We start from the raw sequence: 23,710 nt of genomic DNA on the forward strand, positions 1-23,710 counted from the left end.
GGCGTTTATTGGTGTACACAAAAGGATTTACTATGCAAACAAAAATACCTCCCTCAAAAAATAATTCAAAAACAAATCCTGGCGACAGCAGAGCCTTAGCACTTCAATTAATACAACACGCCGAACCCGATCGAACGTACTACATAAGAAGCACAGCAACTGAGATCAGCAATTTTTTTTCACTCAGGGTGAAAGAACTCTATAACACACTAGCTTGGACTTTTTCTTTAGACTCTATGGATTGGAGTACTTTTAAAAAATACATATGGCCAGCGATTTACTCAGGATCAGCATTACTAATTGGTGATTATTTAACCCCGCAACTTAGTGAATACCTCGTCGGAAGCCCGGAGTATGATTTTATTATCAAATTTATTTATGGTGCCGCTATATTGGGCTATTGTGCATTAAATCGAATTACCGATAAGAAACTTAATGCCGGTCCAGCACTATCTATTGCTATGGCCAGTGAAATTACCGCAATCGTTTATATGTACAGTTCCGTTTTTAAGGGCACTACCTTTTTACTCAATGAGCAAATTTCTGATGAATATTCGTTAATTGCCGGACTGGGAGCGAGTGCATTAGTGGTTCCAAGTGGAATTTCTTATCTTACTCAAAAAGTACAAGAGTTGCTGGTCCGCTTTCAGTACAATCGCGGAGCACAACGCTCAGACACCGCAGTGATTTCCAGTGGTCTAACCCCTTTATCCAATCTTTATTTTCAAATAAATCATTTTATCGCCAGTGAATTGATGGTCAGTTCGCGCGCATTTCAATTAGGATTAATTTCTCACAACATTCGTTATGCCGACCGAATTGTCCAAAAATTTCGTAACTTACCTGCATTATTAGCCGATTTGACCCCATCAACCATAAAAAAAATGCGTGTACAGCAAGAAAAGTTGGACCATGATTACGAATACAATCATAAACTACATCAAGTTTTAAGATTTACTGCGAGTGGTCCAAAGTTTGTTTCAATACCCCGCTATCAGCTGCGTACGGGTGATTTGGTACTTTGTGATGAAAGCATCAATTTAGATTGTGTACCAATTTCTGGCGAGTTGATTGCCCTACAACGTAACTTAGAAGGTGATTTTACAAAAACGTTGGAACGAAAAAAATTTAGCGTCAATCTTAAAGCCCAAAATGGTGAAGATGTTTGGATTGAACATCATACCAAACCGGATTTTACTTCAAATTACAAAAAAGTGGATTTGTATGCAGTAAGGGATGGCAAACAAGCTGGAGTGCTAGTTGGTGATAAGTTAAATACATACGGTCAGAACAATATTTTTATTCAAATCAAACCCGAGAAAGAACTGTTATTAAACAGCAATTATGAAAAAGAAGCCGTCATTAATAAAGTGATTGCACAGCGCAAACAAAGAAACGTCTTATATTCTATTTTAGGCTCCATAATTATGGCAGCGTTCTTACAAAGAGATATTACTCAAATGCCTGCAGAAACCCTCAGGCTAATGTTTACTCTTTTTCAAACAATGATTCCTTTTTCTGAAGCTTTTTTACGTGAAACAGTAAATAGCCGCTTGATGAAAAAATTAAATAGTAATTTAGGAGATCAACCTTTTGAGACGATAGACGCACTGCGAATTGTGGATTTATGTAATGCCTTAGGCGGATACTATCGTGAGCAGTTTTCCAATGGTGTCGCTATTATTTCGGATAAAACAGGAACCCTGACTACGACACGAATGGATGTGCTCGGTTTATGGACCTCCGATATGTCGCCCGAAGTTCAACAGCTCCTCAAGGAAAGAAAAGAAGATATGCTTCTACCTGAAGAGGCACGATGGCGTAAATCATTTGAAGTATTTTGCTATGCTTTTACAAACAATAAAAAGGAATTAGAACCCGAAGAACATGCTATTTTAGAATTATTCAAAACCTTATTGGCAGATAAAGACTGTTTGGAAGTAACTACTCTCGGTAACAATCATTTTAGAAAGGTGATTACTGCTACAGAACAACAAAAAAAGATCGAGACGTTTCATCTGGGTTTATATCGTACGTTCGGAGGACGACTTACCCTTGTCCAGGATGGGGAGCATTTTGCTCTTGTCTTTTGTGGAGTACCTAAAGCCGAGGCGTTTCAAAAAACACCTTTATTGCAAGACTATACTAAGATGCAAAGTCGCACTGCGGTCTTATCCCGTGATTGGTGTATCGCCCAAGCCGAACTTAATGAACACGACTTTACGATTTTAAAGAAATTATTTGATATAGATGATAAAAAAGAGATTGAACGTTTCCTTCTAGAACATCCAGACTTGCTTAAAAATTTGGAATATCACGGCACATTTATTATTGATAATCCAGTGAAAAAAGGTGCAGAAAAATTTATTGCGCAATGTAGAGAAATATCGGTTCCGGTATTTGTAGCGACCGGTGATACCACAAAAGCGGCAGTAAATATTGCCAAAGTATTATGTCCGGAAAATGCAAAAAAGATTATCACTATTCGAGCTGCCCATATTGAAGAGGAGACCCTTAACCTTTTAAGTGAAGAACTTTGTTCTCCTGATTCGACGGTTATATTCGCGGGTGTTAATGAAGCGATATTAGCGCGTTTTCAACAATTAATGGCCCGAGATAAAGCAAAACGTCCTGTAATTATTTTTGCAGAAATGAGTACGGAGGGGAAAGGTACTCTGGCGCGTTTTCTTAAAGATCATAATTATTTTGTCGTTGCCAATGGAGATGGGACGAATGATGTAATGATGATGAAAAATTCGAACATGGTCATTGCTCATCATTCTGATGACGGTACTTTTGCACCCGGGGTTGATGCGTTATCGAATATCAGCGAGGAACAACTCAGAAGATTATTTGGTTCTGAAAAAACCTTTTATGAACTTTTTGATATTAATCTTCCTCAGAGCTTGTTTGTACAGCAATTCGCTCCTTTAGCCAATTCACAAGAAAAACCTACAATGGCCTTAGCACTCAAAAGTGGAAAAATGACGTTTGATTTGGCTAAAGCAGTAGGAGCTAATGTCTCAGAAATGCAACAGCAGCATTGGTATAGCGTTGCTTTTGATTTGTTGTGGTTATGGATTGCGTTTTATGAGATCAATCAAAGCGCCGACTTACCGATGGATAATAGGAATATCAATGCATCTACCTTGATTTCCAATACTATAGGAATTGCTTTAATTATTGCGGTTTTGGAATCCTTAACCAATTATGCTTTATTTAACGAATCGACCAACTTGGCCAGTATGCTGATTATGTTGAGCTTGTTACCTCTAGTCCTCAAGAGCGTTTTTTCGGGTTTTAGAATGGTGCAGGAAAACTTGTATCCGGAACCCAAAATCGTCGAGGTTAAAGAAGAAGCAGAACCCCCTTCTAATCGCTCTCTCTTCGGTTATCTGGGCTCTTTTTTTGCGCGTAAGCCCACAAAGCAATTAGAAAATGTACCCAAGGTACCTGAGTTGAAGTAGCCAATTTCTCAATGGAATGAACTTAAGGAAATTTGTATCGTAGCCCGGGTGAAAGCACAAGCCATACCCGGGGGAAATGCTAGGCAAGGAACTTTTTGAAGACTCCTCAGGACGCAGTAGGTGCTATTTTGTTTTTCAATTTAATAAGACAGTCTACCGCATTAAACGCGGATGGGTAAGCTGAATGACAGGGGTTTGCACTGCGAACGTTTTCACTTAACTCTTCAATGGTTGAGCCAGTAATAATTCCATTTCCCACTACAATATCGTTTAGAGCAAATTGAGTGAAGCAATAGCGAATATGAGACATGATATTATCATAGTGATCTAGATTTATTTTAAGGATTAATCCTAGAGCAATATAACCATCAAAAGGATTTTTTTGATGATACGTATTAATTACAAACGGAATTTCATAAGCACCGGCTTGTAATAGCTCCACTTGATAATCGTAACCTGCATTTTTAACCAGGGTTACACAGAGCTCCAGCTGTTCTGCTGCTAAATCTTTATGGACACCAGAAGAAATAATTAGAATTTTAGGCATACGCAACTTTTTTATTTTGTTTATTCTTAAAACGAATTAAATAATCAACCGCATTAATTGCTTCTTGCACTCGCTCTCCGTTTTCAACCCGCTCGCATAAAATATCCATACTTGGAGCAGAAATAATTCCATTACCCAGGGTTAATCCATCTAAAGCAAATTGAATAAAACATTCTTTAACATGTTCCCAAATAAACTCATAATGATCGGTTTTACCTTTAAGTAATAAACTCAATGGCAAATAACCATCGAAGGGATTAACGCGGTGGTAATGTTGGATCACCGTCGGGATTTCATAGGTTCCGGCTTCCACCGTTTCAACCTGATAATTATAGTCATATTGCTTTAATTTGTTTAAACAAACATCCAACTGTTTTTCCGCTAAATCTTTATAATAATTAGACCAGACTATTAATATATTAGGTTTGTACATCGCTTATTACTCTCCTGCAAGGTGAGTAATAATTTTACATAAAAAAAGGAAGCCCCACAAATATTATTTACGGAGCATTCTCTACTACACAGTTCTATTTTTTAATAAAAGTACCGCTGAAACAAGTAGTAATATGCCACCTACAGCAATCAAACCCGCACTGGTCAAAAGGGATAATAAATTGGAACCAAAACCCGTGACCATCCAGGCAAATGCCATCACCGCACCCGATATTCCCATGACCCATCCTTGCGATTGTGCATCCACCGCATTAGAAAATAACGTTAATAAACAGGCAAACGCCATAATATCGAAAGTTGCAATCGCTACTGCCAAGGGCCATTGTAATAACGAATTAGGAATAATATAAACCAGTAACTGCCCCAGACCGGTAAGGACAAGGGTCAATACAGCAATGTGATGGACTTTATATCGATTCACACATAAAGGCATGCCAATTAAAATACCAATAGCAAAACCCAAACCAATCATCCCCTGTACTGCTCCTAACTGCCAGTTGGTGTAATGATAAACCATCTTCATATGTACAATGATGAATTGAAAATAAAGACTAAATCCCATTTGCATCAATAGAAACACTAAAGCCAGCATACGAACCGATTGATGTTGAAATGCTTCAATAAAAATTTGGATTGGACGAAAAATAGAAATTTTTTTATGGGATAGAACTAAAGCGGTATCTTGGTATCCGAGTTCTATCCAAATCCAAGCAATAAATGCAAGCAATGCGGCCATTAGAAAGGGGGTAGTAAATGTAAACCACGGGAGTAATTGTTGATCGGACATGACTCCACCAAGCAAGGGACCAAGAACAGAACCAAAACTAAAACTCATGGAAATTAAACTCATATTTAAGGCCTTGGTTTCAGGAGTACTCAAATCAGCAATAGACGCTTGAGCTATGGGTTGGCTACCGGCCATTAACCCAGAAAGAGCTCGGCCAATAAGTAATAAACTCAAACAAGAGAAGGCGACTCCCATTCCCATTAACAAAAAACTGATGGTTATCCCCAGCATGCATAATAACAATACTTTTTTTCGTCCCCAAACATCAGATAAATCGCCCATAAAAGAAGTGCCAAAAAACATGCATAAAGGATAGAGCATATAACTTAATCCCAAATAAAAATGTTTCATAGCAAGGCTGGCATCGGCACTTAAAACCGGACTATGATTCGCTGTAAAGAGTGCTGTCATTACTGGATAAACAAGACCAAAACCTAAAGCATCAATAACCACTGCGAAAAAACAAGGAGCAGTTTTTCGAAACATACATCAACCTTTAGCTTAAGAATATAATTATTAATATAGTGATATTGCATAGGATTTGTCTAATTAAAGAATATGTAAGAACGCTTTTTCTTGACTCATTGTCTTATATGCTGGAAGGAGCGGTCATTGGTTCTTTTATGGGTGGAGTGGAAGTTTATTCTCTTCAATCAACTTCAATGCTACATTCACAACTTTTGTATCATAAAGAACACCCCTACCTCGTTTTATTTCTGCTACTGCAGCCTCAATGCCTAATGCGGGCCTATACGGTCTATGTGAGGTCATCGCTTCCAAAACATCTGCTACAGAAACCACCAAGGTTTCAGGCAAAATCTCTTCTCCTTTTAATCCTCGAGGATAACCGCTGCCATCAAGTCGTTCATGATGTTGTAAGATGACTTCTGCAACAGGTTCTTTAAGTGGAACATCTTTTAAAATATCATAACCTGCTTGGGGATGTATCTTCATGAGTTCCATTTCAATCTCAGTAAGTCGGGTTGGCTTGGAGAGAATTTCAGCAGGTATTGAAATCTTCCCTATATCATGAACCAATCCCATGAGCTCTAACGAGGCACAACGCTCGGGGGACCATCCCAATTCCTCACCAATTGCTTTCGCTATTAATCCTACTCTACGTTCATGACCTGCAGTATAAGGATCACGAAGTTCGACCATGTTGGAAACTGCCATGAAAGTCCCTTTTATTGCCGTCTCTAACTGATTAATGTATTGATCGATTTGCTCTTTCGCATGTTGAATCTCAGTAACATCATCCACTATCGAAAGATACTCGAAATGTCCATTCCAGGAAATAACTGTCGTATCAACCCTTAGAATTAGAGAGGCGCCATCATTTTTTCTTTTTAAAGGAAGGTTATAGGCAATACTCGATTCGCCGTGCTCTAATAGCCGCCAATTCTTGAGAATTAATTTTTTAATGAGATTGTCCTCTACTAAATCCAACAGTCCCATGGATAACAATTCTGCCTCTGTTCGACCAACCAGGTCACAAAAGCGTGGATTTACATACAAAAACTTTTTTTTACTCCGTATATATACGCCAACATGTGCTTGTTCAATAAATGCCCGGAAGTGTTCTTCACTTTCTTTAAATCGTTTTTCGGCCTCCGTCGCCTTTTGTTCCGAGTACAATCGTGTTAGCGCATTTTGCAATAGCGTCGCTACTGAATCCAATAGCGTTGATTCTTCAGGTAGAAAAAGAGTTGTGGATTGTGGTGGTTGCGAGCGGTAAGCGACGCTTATTTTTACTATAGAGTGGTTTTCAATTAGAAACTCTTTTTCTAATTGATAAAGCAGTTTATCCATATCCACATTTAGGTCTGAACTAAACTCCCCCCAATCACTTTTTATTATTGCAACCATATGCTTTGGAAATTGAAATGCATCTGGCAATACATTGACAATTTGAGTAAATAATTCCCCAATGCTCAAGTGGCTAAGTGCAATTAAATTAGCAATCATATAAAGACAACGAAGTTCTTTAACACGCTCACCTAAGTCATAAGTCAATTTATTTCGCTCTTTTTCAAGAGCCTTACGCACAGTAATATTCCTTACTATTTGTACCCAGGAATTAGGAAAAAAATCAGAATCAATCGATGACATGCTGCATTCTACCCATTCATTCTTTTCAGTCTCAATTTCCAGAATAAATTGACGTTTTGAAATAGACAATTGAGAGCATACCGGGCATTGCTCTGGTTCTATAGACTTATTATGAAAAAGCATATGGGAAGATAAGCCCACTAATTCTTCAGGTTTTATATGAGTGAATGCTCCAGCAGCACTGTTTGCTTGGCTGATGGTGCCGTCTGATTGAACAATAAAAGTGGGGTCAGGGATGTTATCGTAAGTCGTTGCTACCCGTGCCAACATTGCAAAAGGATGACGTAATGTTTGTACCACCAACGCAATGTAGATAAACCAATATGAGAATATTCTTAATACATGGCCAACTATATTTTCAAAACCAAATAAATTCTTATAAGTAGACAATGCTAAATCAGAACCTATCATCGAAATAAGGCTCAAGCTCATATAAAAAAACAACTCTCTCGACATCATTGCTCTCTCATACCAAAGCAAGATGAGGGTCATGCATAGGATGAGGACAACACTCCATTCACAATAGAGTTTGAACCAAGTAACTCCATAATTATTAATATAGGTCGTAGGAAAATAACCCGAGAAAATAGCAGTAAAAATAGCGAGGATAATAAAAAAGAAAAAAAGATTAACCACCCAAATTCTCATGGTATGTCTAAAAAAATAAATAGCAAAAAGAAAAGATAAAGCTTGAATGATTCGCGCAGAAACCCAAAGCTGGGTACTCAGATTCCCTCCACCACGCGGTAATAAGTTCATTCCTTGATAAGCTAAAAGATGAGCAATATCGATACATGCACACCAACCGGCTGCTAAAGAAATAAAAACCACAAACTGATTTTTTGTGAATTGGGTCGTTGTCGCTGCTACCGTCATTGCAGTTAAGGCGATAAACACCGAAATTAACTCAACCAGGACATGGAAAACAAGAAAACTAGTTTTATATTCAATTAAGATACAGATTAAGGATAGAACTGCAGGAGGGAAAAAAACGCGCCAAGTAGGTGAGCGCTCTGCGACATAAGCAGCATAGTGTCCCCTATCGATAAGCATCCATTTCTCCCTATTATTATACTTTTTGATGCGTATTCATCTAAACCTAAATGGAATTTGGCCAATATAAAAATGTTATTTATTATTATAGTTGAATAAAACAATTAGGTTGCTCACTTAAACCTGAGTCCAAAATTTAGAAACACATCGAATTTATTATATTTGAAACACAAAGAACTAAAAAAATACAGTTTCTTCATATTTCCTTAATTATTGATTGTTAAAATTGGCCTACTTTTAGCCAATGTATATTGAATGGGGTTTATATGAAAGAGAAGCAAGAATCATCAACTATTGAAGCACCAAAGAAAAAAAGTGTCCACTGGAATGATGGTAAAACTGAAGGAAAGGTTGATGAGAGTTTTCTTAAAGTTACTACCAGTGCGTCTCCAACCCAAGAAGTATTAGACAAAGAAATTCATGAGTTGATGAAAAGTGGGTATTCAGAAATTGAAGCCTCATCTATAGTAGGAAAACCACTAACACCGAGTGGGAAAGTGCTTATAACCGAGCCAGTTTTTTATGATTCAAAAGACAAAATTGCAGAACGTAAGTTTTTAGAAGCACAAGCAAAACCCATAAATGACCAAAATTCTAATACGCCACAAGTAAATGGTGCAAAAACTACATCTCCAGAGAATGGAGCAGCCAACCGATATAACTTTTTCTCGCCTACTGTAATTGGAGTGGGGCTGGCTTTAGCAGTCGCTGCATCCATAGGACTTAGCAGAAATAGCTAGAAAAGACGCTTGGTAATTTGATGTTTTTATATGCCTGGGGGGATTACCCAGGCAATCTGGTTAGATGTTAAAATAACCATTATTTAAATCTGTTTCAAAATCATATGGCCAATTAGTTCGGTATAAGCCATATTTCTTCTGTATCGAATTTTTTTCAATGGTAATCCACACTTGGGTGCTGACTATTTGATTGGGATCATAACTTGAGCCATTCTTTATCGTTATTTTAAATTCCTGAGTAGAAAACCCATTTCGAAGTAAAATACTTTGAAAATCTTTTTTTATTACTTCTTCTCCGTTATGCATTTGTTATTCCTTAAACAAGTACTTAAAATAATTATAGTATTAGCACGAATGACGAACATGTTCTTTTTAACTATTGTTCATTAAATTCAGTTATCCAAAATTTTTGCGATGCGCTCATGTTTTTAGGAACAGGTGTTACTAGGATTGTTTGCACCATTGGAGGATTAAATGGTCCATCCGCGGTTGCCCATTGGTACGTTATTTTAAATTTCCAAGTGTTCTTACTTTGAACTACTTTTTTAATTTCATAAGACGTAATCCAGGGACTGGAAACACCAGAAACCCAATAAGGCCAGCGATCTTTAAATTTGCTTTTTAATTGTTCCGAAAACAACATGAATTGGACTGCACCATTTCGTTCTTTGTTGGCTTTTGCAAACAAAGCGGCGACTTCCTCCAGTTTTTGCGGAGCCAACGCCTTCTCCAACATTGAAATTCGCGCGGCATCTGATTCAGCTTGGGAAACATTTTCAGTCATACTACTTGCTGAAACAGAAAACAAAATCATTAAACCGCTGATTAGGTATTTTTTCGCAGTGTTCATATTTTTCTCGTGTTTAGGAGACTTTGATTCATTCCTTTATATGTTATATGTCAATTTAACACTGATGTCATTATCTCATTTGGCCTCATTAAAAATAGAGCTCTAGGAGCACGTGTATTTTTTAAAAAGCTCAATTAAATGTTTTGCTGATGGCCCCATTTCTTGAGGTTGGTGGTGCACTAAATAAACGGGATAAGTTCTGATATTATTTTCTTCCATATTCAAAGGAAGGATGGGAAGATTTCGATTTTCAATCATTTGCTGCGGTAACCAGGCAAAACCTATCCCATGGACCACACATTGAATCTTCATTTCCAAAGTACTCACCTTCCAGTGGAATTCAGAGCCTAACCAGCCTTCATCACGTTTTTTGTTTAATCCAGAATCCTGGGCAATGAGGTAGCGCTCATCATAAAGATCTTCGAGAGTGAGCTGCTTTTGATGCAAAGTACTGTCTTTATGAGCATAGGGAAGAAAATGAACATCCATCAATTTATTGCCTGTATACCCTTCTGGAATTTTTGAAATAATAGCTAATTCAGCCTCACCATTAATTAATTGATCGCTAGGACCTGATAACAACCCATGAGTGATAATCAGTTTGGTGTGTTGATTCTGCTGCGCAAATTGTTGCAACACCATCATCAATACAGAGGATGGAAAAATCTCATCAATGGCTAGTCGGAGCGATTTTTCAAAAATTGATTTTAAATTAACTGCGGCATTCTCTACATTTTTTGCCGCTCTGGTAATTTGGCGTGATAATTTTAGAATTTCAATACCCTGCTCGGTCAACACCGCCCTTCGTCCGTCAAGCTGGAGTAATTGTAAACCGAGCATGTCCTGAAGTTTTGCTATTGTATAGCTAATATTTGATTGGCTTTTATGCAGTTTCATTGCTGCTTTAGCAAAACTTCCTTCGTCAATTACAGCATGTAATACCCGCCATTGCTCAAGAGTTACTTTCGTCATAGTGCCCCTCGAATCCATCAAAATATTAGATATATTTAGTCAAAATTATGCGCTTTTTTAATTTAAATAGCCATTTATAATCAATTTGTTTGATTAATAAGGAGCAATAATGAATAAAATACTGTTGTCACTCTTAACCAGTGGTTTATTAATACACTCAGTTTCTGGCATTGCAGGAGCACTTCAGGAAACGAATAAACAAATTGTAACCCAATTTTATCAAAAGGCCTTGAATGAAAAGGACTTTGATGCGGCACAAAACTACCTTGGTGCCTGGTACATCCAACATAATCCCATAGCTCAAGATGGAATTGACGGTTTTAAAAATTACATTAATTATCTGAAGAGTACCTATCCGCAATCACATAGTGAAATCAAACGAATTTTCGCTGAAGGAGATTATGTGATTGTGCATGTCCATTCTGTATTAGAGCCTGGGACGAAAGGACGTGCTATCGTTGATATTTTCCGCCTGGAACACAATAAAATTTATGAACATTGGGATGTTATTCAACCAATTCCTGCGGAGTCAGCGAATAGTAATGGGATGTTTTAGGGGGATTTCTACTCCCCTCATCCGCCCGATGGGCACCTTCTCCCCAACGGGGTGAAGGGATTCAATTGTCCTCATGAGATAACTTCAATACCATCCCCTCTCCCATTATAGGAGAGGGTTAGGGTGGGAATAAAAAACAGCGAGAGTCTATTTGACCACCCACAAAACCATTATGTACACTTATTATGTAGTACACATTCTGGATTCTATTTATGTCAAAACCATTTACATCACAAATTCATCCTCCCACTTCATTTGTTGAACCCGCATTCTGGTTTATCTTTCATGGTGAAGACATTCTTTTACAGAACCATTCGATACCCAAATTTTTTAGCCTGAGCGCACTTAATCTCCTTATTGAGCGCCAAATTTATTTAGGAACATATGGAAGTACTCCCTGTTTTGCTGTACAGATTCATGAACAACCCAAGATACTATCCAAAGATACTACGTTTCAACATATTCGGCAGGCTCATGAATTGCTGGGCGACGAGGATCTTTTTTTACTTGTTTCCAAAGCGAAGCAACTCTTACATTGGGATAAAAGTACTCAGTTTTGTGGGTATTGTGGTCATCAAACCCAATACAGTACAAAAGAACGAGCTAAAGTATGTTCCGAATGTAACTCATTAATTTTCCCCCAAATTGCACCTGCGATGTTGGCATTAATCTGGCGAGGTGATGAACTCTTGCTTGCGCGCTCGCCTCATTTTATGCCTGGAATTTACAGCCTACTGGCAGGTTTTGTAGAACCTGGAGAAACGCTTGAACATACGGTGATACGCGAAGTAAAAGAAGAGGTGGGATTAACTATAAAAAACTTGGATTATTTTTCCTCTCAACCCTGGCCATTTCAAAGTAATTTGATGTTAGGTTTCATTGCCGAATATGACAGCGGTGAAATTCAAATCGATGCAGCGGAAATTGAAGATGCTCAATGGTTCTCTATAAAAAAACTCCCGCAACTCCCCAAACCCATCAGTCTTTCGCGCCAAATGATTGATAAATATTTGGCCATGCGATTTCGCTAATGTCTACAAAATCCACCAAAAGATATATAATTGCCCAAACCATCACTTAGAAGTACGAGCTGTGCATTAAGTTCAGATTAGGAATTGCATGAAAACCCAAACGGAAATCCTCGATTATCTCGACTTATTATATGAAAAAAATCAATTACCAACGATTGAATCTTCTGTTGAGCCAAATGGCGGGGTCCTGAACCTGGATAAAGCTCTGGCAGATAATCCAGAATGCTGGGATACCATTGCTATAAACTCCGCTCAACTCGAAAAAAAAATCATCATTCTTAAATGCAAGTTGAGCGAAACCACCGAAAATCGTTACCTGAAACAACGGATTATAAAAAAATTACTAGATGATTGTTTTTCTGTGTATTTTCCTACTGAGGAAGGTTTAAAAAAAATAGACGATGTAGAGGAAGTAGATAACATCCCTCTCCAATATCATGAACTGGATCCCTCCCAAGAAGCAGCTGAGTTAAAAAAATTAAATCTCATCGGGGATCGGGTTACTTTTTTGAATACCTCTGAGTTTGATGCGTTCTGCACCAAAGTGTTGAGTTCTCCTGATATATTTTTCCATTTTATCAATTCCTTAACGCTGTATTTACCCAACCTATTTAACGATCTAAATGACTCTGAAGTGGTACAAAAAGATTTAGTCGGTGCACTCGAATGGTCATTTGACACTCAGATAAATACGGATAGAGATTGGCGGCAAAAGTACATCCATTTTGAAAAAGCACTCGAATGTGAACCACAAGAAAAACCGATTCCGCCATTCTTACAACCCACTTTGGCAACTCCTCAACTCACCGCCGAGGCGGACAAACTTTATTTCGCCTATTTATTAAAAAATCGTCCTGACATACTCAAAAAACTAGTTCATATTTCATTAACAAACAGCTCCGTCTCTCTATCTTCTTTTCTCAATAAACGAGAAGGCCTACTCTCACTGGCCATAGAAAATTGTGAATTGGAACCATTGAATGACAATGAGAATGAAGAAGATGAAGAGCTACTTCTCACTACTTCATTAAGATTTTTATTAGCCCAACAGATTAATTTTTCCGCTAAACAGCTCGCATCGCTATTAAACAATTCACCAAATTTAATGTCTCTTTGTCTCGTTAACGGAACAATTGCAAAGGGACCACCTCTCTCCCTACTCTCTAAAAAAATAGCCAATTTAAAAACTCTTTCATTAAATAGTGTAAAGACATCGACACATCAAATAAATGCATTAATTAATGCAACCTCTAATTTAAAAGAGTTGGCACTTGCCAATCTGCTCCTATCTTGGGAAGAGTCTTTGCAGGTGAGTGTCCCACTTATACACTTAAAAGATCTTTCCATCAGCTCCAGTTTCATTTTTGATGATATATACACTCTTGTAAACTCTGCTCCTAATCTCGAAACTTTATTTATTTATTCATTTGATTGGACAGAATATGGTGAGCCTCTCATCCAACCTGATAGCAAACTCAAATCTTTAAAAAGGGTTATCCTTGGCCGAGGAAAAATGGCTTCCGAGCAACTCTATAGCCTATTAATCGACGCCCCCAATTTAACTCATCTTGAATTATCATCCTGCTATCTTGATTTTGAATCGATTAATCTTGTCCCAAACTCATTGCCCAACTTAAAAAAACTCATTGCACCAGGAACTCACATTTCTTCAGAACAATTGTTCTATCTTTTCCTGGCTGCACCGAATTTAAATGAAATTGAAATTGATAATCCTGATGATCTTCTTGCTTTACTAAATGCTCTGGAACCTGGTTCGCTCTCGTCTTTATCCCACATCACTTTCTCTTTAAATGCTTTGAGCTTTTCGCAATTAAATCAATTAATTAAAATAGCACCTAACTTAAAATCTATATCGTTCCCCAGGTCACGAAACAGGAATGATTTAGTTGCGGCACAATGGTTTCAACACAGTTACCCACACATTGAAATCAACTTATTAGAAACCGGCTCAAAACAACCACAGGAATATGAATATACAGATGGCTCTTTATCTCTTGATGGAAATATAGGCAAGACTGACCAGATTCCATCCTTGCCTGCACGCATGATTTTCAAAACGAAAGAAGGTCCCAACCCTCACGTTTCGGCTTATCATCTTAATACATTTTTTTGGTTCCCTTTTACTAAAAATTTTAAACCCTACATCCCTTTAGAAGAAAATCTAGAATCAGTTCCTGAATCCTTAAAATGCACTACCCAACAGTTAGAAGAGCAATTTAATCACTCAGAAACCTCCAAAAAACTCGTTTATGGGCAAATTACTTTTGAGAAGCCTCTAATGGGTCAATGGCATCAATTGCCCGCCTTAAGCACTAACGATAAATTGTTCCACTATGCAGCACAACACCCAGATTTTGAATTAAAAAGATGTAACACTACCGGTTATCATTTCATCAAGTTTAAAAAAGAACTTGAATCATGTCTGATCAATTACGTCATTGAACCTGGAAATAACATTGATTTCACCCTTAAAAAAAAGGCACCCAAAGAACATTTAGAGTGGATGTCCAGGTTATCTTTTGATCACACAGGAGCCTTAATTAACTGTAATGAATATCAAAAGTTGTTAAAACTGCATCCGACTCAACGCATTCAAGCACTGGCCGAATATTGCCGCTTTGAAGAGGAGGCCGCTGCAGCAGACATAAAAGGAAACGCAATTTACGTCTTGAATTCCTTAATCAAACAACGTGCAGGAGTGTGCAGGCATCGATCCCAAGTCTTTTGTGCTTTGGCACACGCATTGCAAATCGAAGCCAGTCTTGTCGATAACGATACCCATCAATTCGTTCTCGTTAAACACAAAGATATGAATTTAACGTTGGATTTGGGTGGAGGTGCGGCTCACGTGATCGCTCTCCCTATGCCGCCACTGAATGAAAAAAGAAGTGAAAAGAAAACAGAAGAAAAGAAAACCAAAAAGATAGTTAGCCCGTTAAAAGCAGATAACCGCTTTCAAACTTGGAATAGCGTACCAATTCAAGCCCAAAATGCAGATGAGCTGGTAAAAAAACTTACCTCCAAGGATTGGTGTACAAAACAATGGCTTATTTTTAAAGACAATCAGGGAATAGAGGCGCTCCATCAAGCATCCTCAGGTTACAAAAACACTTTTTTCTCGCGTGACTTAGACGCCCTGGTTCTCCGTAATTTACGCGTGGAACATAACAATGACCAACAGGTAGATAGTCCCATAAGTCAGTTTTTAAAGAATGCTGCTTTAAATCCCAGTGAATCATATACCTGGTTTATTAACTGGTCTGATCCTAAAGCCCGCCATGTCAGTTTAAATAGCATCATTGACAAGGACGAACCTAATCTTGGCGGTCTTTCTATCCCACCTAATGTGCATGTCGTTGTGGGAATGGATGAGCTTTCTGCGTTTAAAATGGGGGATGATTTTTATTCACGTTTTGATGCCATCAGTCAAGCACCTGAAATACCTCCCATGGCTTTTCCAGAGATTAAGTTGAATCGACCTGTGGGTGATGATGATGTGCTGTTTCCTTCCACCTTAAATTGGGAATCCATTTTTCTAGGAAGACATACATTCGATGAAGGGACTTTAGATATTCTTCCCGGTGCACTTATGAAAGCCGCCAGGAATAAAACTCCCAAATTAATTGTGCATAATGCACCATTTGAAGATCCTAAATTTCGCTTCTTGATCACTGAATTAATGGCAAAAAACCGTTTTTTCTTTAATGGAGAATGGCATGAATTGCCTAAGGGCTTTCATCTGGAATTTGCTCAACCTGACTTGAGTACTTATCCTGACGTCATCAGACCTGTAGCCGCAGCGGGGAAAAAACGAATTGTTAACCAGACAACTCTTCCCCTATTTTCCAATCAATATAAAATTACCAAGAATCATACGCTTAAACCCCTTCCTGGTTTTTTTGCTTTAGACCAATCACTCGAACTGCTGGTGACTGATAATTTAACTGAAATTCAGTGGTACAGCCTCTTGAGGGAAGCCAAAAAAGCGCAATGCACTCTAACTATTAAGACAACACCCAAGGTATTTATTCCAGAGCCATTGAAAAAATCAATTATTCCCATCGAAGAGTTAGGACAGAGCAATCGCCTCATTATTTCTAATGATTTAGATGATGCTGAAGAACATTATAAACCAACAGATGCCATCACGATCAATATTGATCCCAAAACCAATTTTAACAGTTTGTTTTTCCACGTTTCTTTAAAAAACAAACTATTTAAGGGTGAAGAAACTCAATTACTTAAAGCCATCAAAACAGGTAAACCGTTAGTTTTCAAAGGACAATTTTCAACAACTTTGGCGCAACAATTACAAACGCTCTTTATTGATCCCCCTACTCTGTGGGTCAATGGGGAAGCCGTTTCAGCCCCAAACATCACTTTGATTAGTGACCATGCTGCCCCTTTTAAAGCCATTCATAAGACCATTCACACCTATAAACCTGAAGAAGACTTCTCTCGATTAAACTCTGAATTGGCAGAACAATTAAAAAAAACCTATCAACAGCTCAAACTAACACCCTGCCACAGCCATTTCATTGATTTGCCCACCAACACAACACTCCATTCGCAATGGATTGACGGTTTAATCAAAAAACTGAAATGGAGCGCAGGAATTCTTCCGGAGTGTGCAGATCCAACAACCCCTGAAATGGTGCTGGACTACCTGGCTCATCATCCGTTTGCATTTTTAACCAGTAAAACGGGCACTGGAAAAAGCTATTTCGTCCAAAAAATATTGCCTAAGTATGGAAAGGAACATCATAAACCCATCACCATCTATCATGGATTCGCGGGGATAAAAAATTGGCTTGAACACGAAGGTATGAGCCAACCTATATTATTTATTGATGAAGCCAATATAAGTCAGGAGCATTATGCTCTGTTTGACGCACTGGCTCGCGGCGACAAAGAGTTTTGGTATGAAGGCACATGTTATCCATTAAAAAATCATAAAATCATTTTTGCTGGAAATCCTACTCATTATGAGGGGCGTTTTGAGCCTAATTTATTTAAACGATTCCCAAACTACTTACCATTTGAAGGACAACCACTAAAAAAAATATTAACACCACTCCTTGAGTCAAATGATGATGCCAGCGACTTATTAAAACTCATCGAGGTCTACTATGCCAAAGCACAAGATGCCGGACTCAATATCACACCGCGAAATGCTCAAATGATGTGTCTGCGCTATTTTATTTTAAAAGAAAATTCGCAAACCAAGTTGATGACTCATGATTTCTTGATGCGTTATGCCATTTTAAGTGAAATCAAAACATTAAGTCTGGATAAAAAGTTAAGCCATCACATTCGTCATGATATAAAACAAGGAAAAAACTGGAACAAAGAGAAGAAACAACTCAAAGAAGTCTTGCAACGATGGCATCCCAAAACTACCGACACGCAATTTATCTGGACTGATTCGCGTAATAAAATTGCTTTGAGTATCGAAATGCTCCTGCTTATTCGAGAAAAGAAAATAAAAGGGGAATGGGATCAGGAGCTGGGTATTAACGGAATTATTCTTGAGGCAGAGCCTGGTTTGGGCAAAAGCCGGTTAGTTCATACACTACTCAAAGCCAAAGGAATTGAATATCTAACGATAGCACCCACTAATCCTAAAGAGCTACAAAAAAAACTCTTAGATGCATTTCATAAAGGCCAAGTTGTTTGTATCGAAGAATTTAATACCCAAATTCATGAACAATTACTAAATGCCCTTCTTTCAGGCTATGATCTTGAAGGCAATCCGCCAAAAAAACCAGGTTTTTGCCTCATTGGCACCCAAAATCCAACCACATTTCATGGAAGACTCCCTCTATCTAAAGCCCTTGATAATCGGCTCATGCTCACTGAGTTAAGTCATTATAACTTTGCTGAATTTATCAAAATTCTGACCGAAAAATTTAAATTACTGATAGATACAGCACAAAACATCACGATGGAATATTTTGCAGCTCGTACCTACGCACAAAGCCAAAGCTTATTCCCACCCCCAAACCCACGTAATGTAATGAATGTAGCTGAAGAAGAGCAACACCGACAAGAAATATTAGTGTATTAAAAACCTGGGATATGAAACTAATTAAACCTGGTCTATATGAGTTCATAGAACTTCTTTGAATCAAGAGCTACACTTAAGATATAGAGAAAAAAGGAATCCTTAAAAATGGACAAATCCAAATTTTTAAGTAAAGTTCTGGGAATTTATCTTATCATCGTTAGTTTAGCGATGTTTCTCAATCTGGAACAATTTACAATCTATGTTCAAGATTTGCTTAAAAATGCGCCATTAATGCTTGTCCTCGGCCTTTGGACTCTTATTCTTGGGTTACTTATGGTTGTAAGTCATAATATTTGGGAGTGGAGTTGGCGGCTTTTAATCACCTTGATTAGTTGGGTCGTATTGCTCAAAGGGGCAAGTATAATTTTTTATCCTCACTATATTGATCACGCCACTTTTCTCTTTACGCAAAATAAAAATATTGCCTACAGTGCCGCCGGATTTGAACTCCTCTTGGGAATCCTTCTTTGTTACCTCGGTTTTAAACGTTAGAACTATTTCAATCCCATTATCTGTTATGCTAATAAATTCATTAGCTTTCTAGTCAATTCATTGATTATTAGGTTAAAGTATTATGTCCGTTTATTTTTTCAATTAAGGGAATAGTAATGAAAATTTTAGCAAAATCACTTTTTTGTACTCTCTTTTTGGCCAATGCTGCTTTTGCTGATGATCAAATAGCACAATTTAATACGCAAATCCAAAATCAGTTAAAACAATTACAAGCCCAGCAACAACAGCAAATACAACAACTTAACACGCAACTCCAAGCACAAATTCAAAAAGTACAAAATGATTTACAACAACAAATACAAACATCAAATAGCCAGCTGCAAAATCAAATCAAGACCGTACAAAGTCAATTGCAAACCCAAATACAAACGGTGAACACCCAAGTACAGCAATTGGCAGGAAAGCAAGCTCAGCCCGTAACCGTACCTGCTCCCCCAAAATAAGTCAAAACCCATTCCCGCGAAAGCGGGAATCCTTCCAGAACCATGTCTATTTATCCCCTGCTTATTAACTTATAAATATCAATTGATTTCTTTTTAGGCAAAAATCCATTAAGCGTATATAATTTAAATTGAACTGGCTTCGAATAATAAGTTAATTCATTAGCTAGTACTGAGGGGAGTGAGTGAGGGAACATGGCGCGACGTGAACTAGATTATAAAGAGGTGGCAGCGGCTGCGGAACGAGTTAAAAAGCAAGGCCGGGAACCATCGCTTATCAATGTATGTGAAGAATTAGGAATAATTACACCTACCTCTAACCTATCTATCCTTCTTGAACGATGGTATCACACCCAACCCGAATTTCAGCGTTCGATTAAAGCTCCACTTTCAGAAAATATTAATATAAAGACGCATGATATTCTTGAAAAAAATATAGAACTGGAAAAATCCTTATCCCTTTTACGCGCCACACTTGAATCAACTGCTGATGGCATTATGATGGTAAACGGAAAAGGCCAAGTAGTTGATTGGAATCAAAAATTTGTAGAAATGTGGCGAATTCCCTCCCATATGTTGGAATCAGGTACTGAAAGTATTGGATTTGAATATATTTTACAACAATTAAGCAATCCTGAAGCAGTAATTGCAGATGTAAAATATCTTTATGAAAATCCGGAGTGGCAAGGAGAACTACCCGTTTTGCATTTTAAAGACGGACGAATTTTTGAACGATTTACCCAACCGCAACGAATAGGTTCTGAGATTGTTGGAAGAGTGTACAGCTTCAGGGATATAACCCAAAAACTACTGGAAGAAGATGAACTTCGTATCCGAGAACGAGCCATTGAAGCAAGTACCCATGGCGTGGCGATTCTTGATATTTCTAAACCTGATTTGCCAATTATTTATGTTAATAAAGCATTTGAGCGCATTACAGGATATAGCGAACGACAAATATTAGGACAAAGTCTTTCCTTTTTGCATGGTAGTCAAGTGGAGCATGTGAATCATAAACGGATTACTCTGGCGATTAAGGAATTACGTGAAGAAACTGTGGAATTAGAAAGTTATCGACGCAGTGGTGAAGTTTTTTGGGCTGAAGTAAGTGTGGCACCTGTCAGAGATTCATTTGATAACGTCAAGCATTACGTCTGCATTCTTAACGATGTCACCCAACGTCGAGAAATGGAACAACAATTAATTCAACAAGCAACTCATGATTCGCTCACTGAATTACCTAATCGAGTGTTACTAATCGACCGTGTAGATCAAGCTATTTTACTGGCCAAGAAAAAAGGCTCTATGCTGGGTTTCTTATTCCTTGATCTGGATCACTTTAAAATGACCAACGATACTTTAGGCCATAGTATTGGCGATAGAATGCTGCAAGCGGTATCGAACCGCTTGGTAATTGCTACTGACGATTTTGACACCGTTTGCCGCCTGGGTGGTGACGAGTTTGTGGTTTTGTTACAGGATGTGACTAGCGAGCAACAGGCTCAGCAAAAAGCAGAAGAAATACTTGCTTCTATAGCCAAACCGATTCAAATTGATCAACATAATTTAAAAATCACTGGGAGTATAGGCATCAGCTATTACCCTAAGGATGGTGATGATTATGAATCCTTAATGAAATGTGCTGATTTATCGATGTATCATGCGAAAGATAATGGCCGCAATACATATCGTACTTATGATAAAGAGATGAATATGCGCGTCATTAATCGAATGCAACTGGACAATGCATTGCGTGATTCACTCAAGCGAAATGAATTTCATCTGGTGTATCAACCGTTCATTGATTTAGCTACGAATAAAATTATTGGCTTTGAGGCATTATTACGTTGGCACAGCCATATCTTAGGAGATGTTCCTCCTAATGATTTTATAGGGATGGCAGAAGAAAATGGCTTAATTCTTGATATAGGCATGTGGGTTTTGCGCGAAGCATGTAGTCAACTTGTACGTTGGCATCACCAAGGTTATGACCAACTAACGGTAGCAGTCAATATTTCTGGCCGGCAATTTCGTCAGGCTCATTTATCTGAAGTCATTGAGAATATTCTGCTTGAAACCGGTTTACCTGCCAAATTCCTGGAATTAGAACTCACCGAAAGCCTGCTTGTTGATAATGTAAAACATGCGGTAGAAACCATGTATGAATTGAAAGACATGGGGACAAAATTAGCTATTGATGATTTCGGAACGGGTTATTCAAGTTTGGCTTATCTGAAGCAATTTCCTGTAGATAAATTAAAAATCGATCGCTCATTTATTAGTGAGTTAGTCAATCGAGAAAATGACGCCGCCATTACAAGGGCCATCATTAATTTAGGGCATAGCTTAAATTTACAGGTATTAGCCGAAGGAGTTGAAACAGACTTACAACGTGAATTTATTATGCAGCATGGTTGTGACTATGCTCAGGGCTATTATTTTGCAATGCCCCAAAAAGCAGAAGACTTGAAAGAGTTCATTCGCCAACACTATTAATTTTTATAACTCCATAAATTTTCCTACTATTTTCTCTAGAATTTCTCAAATCGGTACGATTCTTGCTGGTAAAAATTATGATGTGATTTTTAGGTATTTTTTATGATGTGAATTGATTATTAATAAATAAGCAGTCGTAGTAATTGTTCGTCTGAAGTGAATATCGGTACGAGTGGATAGTCCTGTGCCAACTGGATTAAAACCCGATTTTACTTCAGACCGCAATCGTTCTAAGGAGACTGGAATGAAAGAAGTAACCATTATTGGTTCAGGTTTGGCAGGAACCTTACTTGCACTCTATTTGGCAAAAAGAGGTTACAAACTGGAGTTATTTGATGCACGACCCGATCTAAGACGCTTGCATGCAGATGATGGACGCTCCATTAACCTGGCTTTATCATGTCGTGGCATTACTGGCATGGAAGGGGTAGGTATCATGCCACTGGTGAAAAAACTCATGGTTCCCATGCGAGCTCGTGCGATTCATGAAACTCAAGGACAAATTAAATATCAATCGTTTGGCCGAGATCAGGATGAGTATATTAATGCAATTCTACGAAACGAGCTCAATAAATTATTACTTACTGAAGTAGAGAAATTTGCTAAGGTAAAACTCAACTTCAATACGAAGCTCACTGACATGGATGTTCAGAATAAAATTGCCATTTTTGAATTACCTAATGGTTCCTTTCTAAAACATAAGTACGAACTTCTCATTGGCGCCGATGGAGCAGGTTCATGTGTTCGTGAGCATTTGCAGGCGAAGCATTTGGTACATGCATCACGAACGTTCTTACCTTATGGATATAAAGAGTTATCCATTGGAGAGCCTGGCCAAAATCACCTTATTCACGAACATTTACACCTCTGGCCAAGAGAGGCCTTTTTATTATTAGGAAATCCTAATCTCGATCAATCCATTACGGGGTCCCTATTTCTACCCCATGAAGGAAAAAACAGTTTTGCTGAGTTGGATAATGAATTCAAAATAAATAATTTTTTTAAAGAGTCATTTCCAGATGCATATGTCGAAATGCCTCATCTAATTGAAGAATTTACCCAACATCCTACCGGTAATATGAGTACTATAAAATGTGACCCATGGTATTACCAAGATCAATGCCTTCTAATAGGAGATGCAGCGCACGGTGTGGTGCCTTTTTTTGGGCAGGGAATGAATAGTGCTTTTGAAGACTGTCGGATTTTGAATAAACTGCTGGATCAATATCATGATAATTGGCAAAAAGTAATGCCCGAATTTTATCGTTCAAGAAAAATAAATACCGATGCTGTAGCCCAAATGTCTATGGATAATTTTCATGAAATTCAAATCGACATCACAGACAAACGATTTAACTTAAAAAAACAGTTGGGACATGAATTAATGCATCGATACCCTCAGCATTATGTTTCAAAACATGTTTTGGTGATGTTTACGAATACCCCGTATGCGGAAGCGCAAGCGCATGGGGAGTTACAAGCGGAATTTTTAAATAAAATATGCGATAACGTGGAGCGAATTGAAGAGATTGATTGGAGTAAAGTAGAGAAAGAATTAAAACAATATGACAAAAAATTGGCATAATTGATTTGAATTTTAAAATA

Annotated in this window: 16 protein-coding genes; 9 read left to right on the forward strand and 7 right to left on the reverse strand. The window is 37.9% G+C overall.

Features of this window, described 5'->3' with window-relative positions; genetic code table 11:
- Positions 1-32 precede the first annotated feature (32 nt).
- Positions 33-3,467 (forward strand): HAD family hydrolase, encoded by a 3,435-nt coding sequence (locus ACWTEW_RS35165; protein ID WP_454782633.1) that lies wholly within the window; start codon positions 33-35, stop codon positions 3,465-3,467.
- A gap of 106 nt (positions 3,468-3,573) precedes the next feature.
- On the opposite strand, the gene ACWTEW_RS35170 is transcribed toward ACWTEW_RS35165, so the two are convergent.
- The 4 genes from ACWTEW_RS35170 to ACWTEW_RS35185 all read right to left on the reverse strand — a co-directional run bounded on the left by ACWTEW_RS35170 (position 3,574) and on the right by ACWTEW_RS35185 (position 8,419).
- Positions 3,574-4,014 (reverse strand): 6,7-dimethyl-8-ribityllumazine synthase, encoded by a 441-nt coding sequence (locus ACWTEW_RS35170; protein WP_454782634.1) that lies wholly within the window; start codon positions 4,012-4,014, stop codon positions 3,574-3,576.
- On the reverse strand, positions 4,007-4,447 hold the full coding sequence (locus ACWTEW_RS35175) for a 6,7-dimethyl-8-ribityllumazine synthase (RefSeq protein WP_454782635.1): 441 nt from the start codon (positions 4,445-4,447) through the stop codon (positions 4,007-4,009). Before ACWTEW_RS35175 ends, ACWTEW_RS35170 begins: the two co-directional genes overlap by 8 nt.
- Before the next feature lie 84 nt (positions 4,448-4,531).
- Positions 4,532-5,740, reverse strand: coding sequence for an MFS transporter (locus ACWTEW_RS35180; protein ID WP_454782636.1), 1,209 nt, complete (start codon positions 5,738-5,740; stop codon positions 4,532-4,534).
- Between the two features lie 135 nt (positions 5,741-5,875).
- On the reverse strand, positions 5,876-8,419 hold the full coding sequence (locus tag ACWTEW_RS35185; protein ID WP_454782637.1) for an MASE3 domain-containing protein: 2,544 nt from the start codon (positions 8,417-8,419) through the stop codon (positions 5,876-5,878).
- 266 nt (positions 8,420-8,685) lie between these two features.
- Between ACWTEW_RS35185 and ACWTEW_RS35190 the strand changes: the two genes are divergently transcribed.
- Complete coding sequence (locus ACWTEW_RS35190) at positions 8,686-9,159, forward strand: hypothetical protein (RefSeq protein WP_454782638.1); 474 nt, start codon at positions 8,686-8,688, stop codon at positions 9,157-9,159.
- 60 nt (positions 9,160-9,219) lie between these two features.
- Here ACWTEW_RS35190 and ACWTEW_RS35195 read toward each other — a convergent pair whose 3' ends face one another.
- The 3 genes from ACWTEW_RS35195 to ACWTEW_RS35205 form a co-directional block, all read right to left on the reverse strand.
- Positions 9,220-9,465 (reverse strand): hypothetical protein, encoded by a 246-nt coding sequence (locus ACWTEW_RS35195; protein WP_454782639.1) that lies wholly within the window; start codon positions 9,463-9,465, stop codon positions 9,220-9,222.
- A 70-nt stretch (positions 9,466-9,535) separates the two neighbouring features.
- The gene (locus ACWTEW_RS35200) at positions 9,536-10,009 is read right to left on the reverse strand and encodes a hypothetical protein (RefSeq protein WP_454782640.1); all 474 of its coding nucleotides are present in this window, start codon (positions 10,007-10,009) and stop codon (positions 9,536-9,538) included.
- A 102-nt stretch (positions 10,010-10,111) separates the two neighbouring features.
- On the reverse strand, positions 10,112-10,981 hold the full coding sequence (locus ACWTEW_RS35205; protein ID WP_454782641.1) for a LysR family transcriptional regulator: 870 nt from the start codon (positions 10,979-10,981) through the stop codon (positions 10,112-10,114).
- A gap of 109 nt (positions 10,982-11,090) precedes the next feature.
- Here ACWTEW_RS35205 and ACWTEW_RS35210 point away from each other — a divergent pair, with 109 nt between their 5' ends.
- From ACWTEW_RS35210 to ACWTEW_RS35240, 7 genes are all read left to right on the forward strand, one after another.
- Positions 11,091-11,537 carry a nuclear transport factor 2 family protein gene (locus tag ACWTEW_RS35210; protein ID WP_454782642.1) on the forward strand — a complete coding sequence of 149 codons (447 nt, stop codon included), beginning with the start codon at positions 11,091-11,093 and terminating at the stop codon, positions 11,535-11,537.
- Positions 11,538-11,749: 212 nt separating this feature from the next.
- Entirely contained in the window at positions 11,750-12,568 is an 819-nt protein-coding gene (gene nudC, locus ACWTEW_RS35215) for an NAD(+) diphosphatase (RefSeq protein WP_454782643.1), read from the forward strand.
- Positions 12,569-12,656: 88 nt separating this feature from the next.
- A complete protein-coding gene (locus ACWTEW_RS35220) occupies positions 12,657-18,656 on the forward strand; it encodes a hypothetical protein (RefSeq protein WP_454782644.1) in 6,000 nt (1,999 codons plus the stop codon).
- 105 nt (positions 18,657-18,761) lie between these two features.
- Positions 18,762-19,148 carry a hypothetical protein gene (locus tag ACWTEW_RS35225; protein ID WP_454782645.1) on the forward strand — a complete coding sequence of 129 codons (387 nt, stop codon included), beginning with the start codon at positions 18,762-18,764 and terminating at the stop codon, positions 19,146-19,148.
- A gap of 116 nt (positions 19,149-19,264) precedes the next feature.
- The gene (locus ACWTEW_RS35230; protein ID WP_454782646.1) at positions 19,265-19,612 is read left to right on the forward strand and encodes a hypothetical protein; all 348 of its coding nucleotides are present in this window, start codon (positions 19,265-19,267) and stop codon (positions 19,610-19,612) included.
- Positions 19,613-19,804: 192 nt separating this feature from the next.
- Complete coding sequence (locus ACWTEW_RS35235) at positions 19,805-22,105, forward strand: sensor domain-containing protein (protein WP_454782647.1); 2,301 nt, start codon at positions 19,805-19,807, stop codon at positions 22,103-22,105.
- 244 nt (positions 22,106-22,349) lie between these two features.
- The gene (locus ACWTEW_RS35240; RefSeq protein WP_454782648.1) at positions 22,350-23,690 is read left to right on the forward strand and encodes an FAD-dependent oxidoreductase; all 1,341 of its coding nucleotides are present in this window, start codon (positions 22,350-22,352) and stop codon (positions 23,688-23,690) included.
- Positions 23,691-23,710: the final 20 nt, after the last annotated feature.

The sequence above is a fragment of the Legionella stuttgartensis genome (assembly GCF_977063405.2).

What these genes read in the sequence shown, in the direction of transcription:
- ACWTEW_RS35165 (WP_454782633.1), top strand. Translation starts at nt 33, where the DNA reads ATGCAAACAAAAATACCTCCCTCAAAAAATAATTCAAAAACAAATCCT.
- ACWTEW_RS35170 (WP_454782634.1), bottom strand. Translation starts at nt 4,014, where the DNA reads ATGCCTAAAATTCTAATTATTTCTTCTGGTGTCCATAAAGATTTAGCA.
- ACWTEW_RS35175 (WP_454782635.1), bottom strand. Translation starts at nt 4,447, where the DNA reads ATGTACAAACCTAATATATTAATAGTCTGGTCTAATTATTATAAAGAT.
- ACWTEW_RS35180 (WP_454782636.1), bottom strand. Translation starts at nt 5,740, where the DNA reads ATGTTTCGAAAAACTGCTCCTTGTTTTTTCGCAGTGGTTATTGATGCT.
- ACWTEW_RS35185 (WP_454782637.1), bottom strand. Translation starts at nt 8,419, where the DNA reads ATGCTTATCGATAGGGGACACTATGCTGCTTATGTCGCAGAGCGCTCA.
- ACWTEW_RS35190 (WP_454782638.1), top strand. Translation starts at nt 8,686, where the DNA reads ATGAAAGAGAAGCAAGAATCATCAACTATTGAAGCACCAAAGAAAAAA.
- ACWTEW_RS35195 (WP_454782639.1), bottom strand. Translation starts at nt 9,465, where the DNA reads ATGCATAACGGAGAAGAAGTAATAAAAAAAGATTTTCAAAGTATTTTA.
- ACWTEW_RS35200 (WP_454782640.1), bottom strand. Translation starts at nt 10,009, where the DNA reads ATGAACACTGCGAAAAAATACCTAATCAGCGGTTTAATGATTTTGTTT.
- ACWTEW_RS35205 (WP_454782641.1), bottom strand. Translation starts at nt 10,981, where the DNA reads ATGACGAAAGTAACTCTTGAGCAATGGCGGGTATTACATGCTGTAATT.
- ACWTEW_RS35210 (WP_454782642.1), top strand. Translation starts at nt 11,091, where the DNA reads ATGAATAAAATACTGTTGTCACTCTTAACCAGTGGTTTATTAATACAC.
- nudC (WP_454782643.1), top strand. Translation starts at nt 11,750, where the DNA reads ATGTCAAAACCATTTACATCACAAATTCATCCTCCCACTTCATTTGTT.
- ACWTEW_RS35220 (WP_454782644.1), top strand. Translation starts at nt 12,657, where the DNA reads ATGAAAACCCAAACGGAAATCCTCGATTATCTCGACTTATTATATGAA.
- ACWTEW_RS35225 (WP_454782645.1), top strand. Translation starts at nt 18,762, where the DNA reads ATGGACAAATCCAAATTTTTAAGTAAAGTTCTGGGAATTTATCTTATC.
- ACWTEW_RS35230 (WP_454782646.1), top strand. Translation starts at nt 19,265, where the DNA reads ATGAAAATTTTAGCAAAATCACTTTTTTGTACTCTCTTTTTGGCCAAT.
- ACWTEW_RS35235 (WP_454782647.1), top strand. Translation starts at nt 19,805, where the DNA reads ATGGCGCGACGTGAACTAGATTATAAAGAGGTGGCAGCGGCTGCGGAA.
- ACWTEW_RS35240 (WP_454782648.1), top strand. Translation starts at nt 22,350, where the DNA reads ATGAAAGAAGTAACCATTATTGGTTCAGGTTTGGCAGGAACCTTACTT.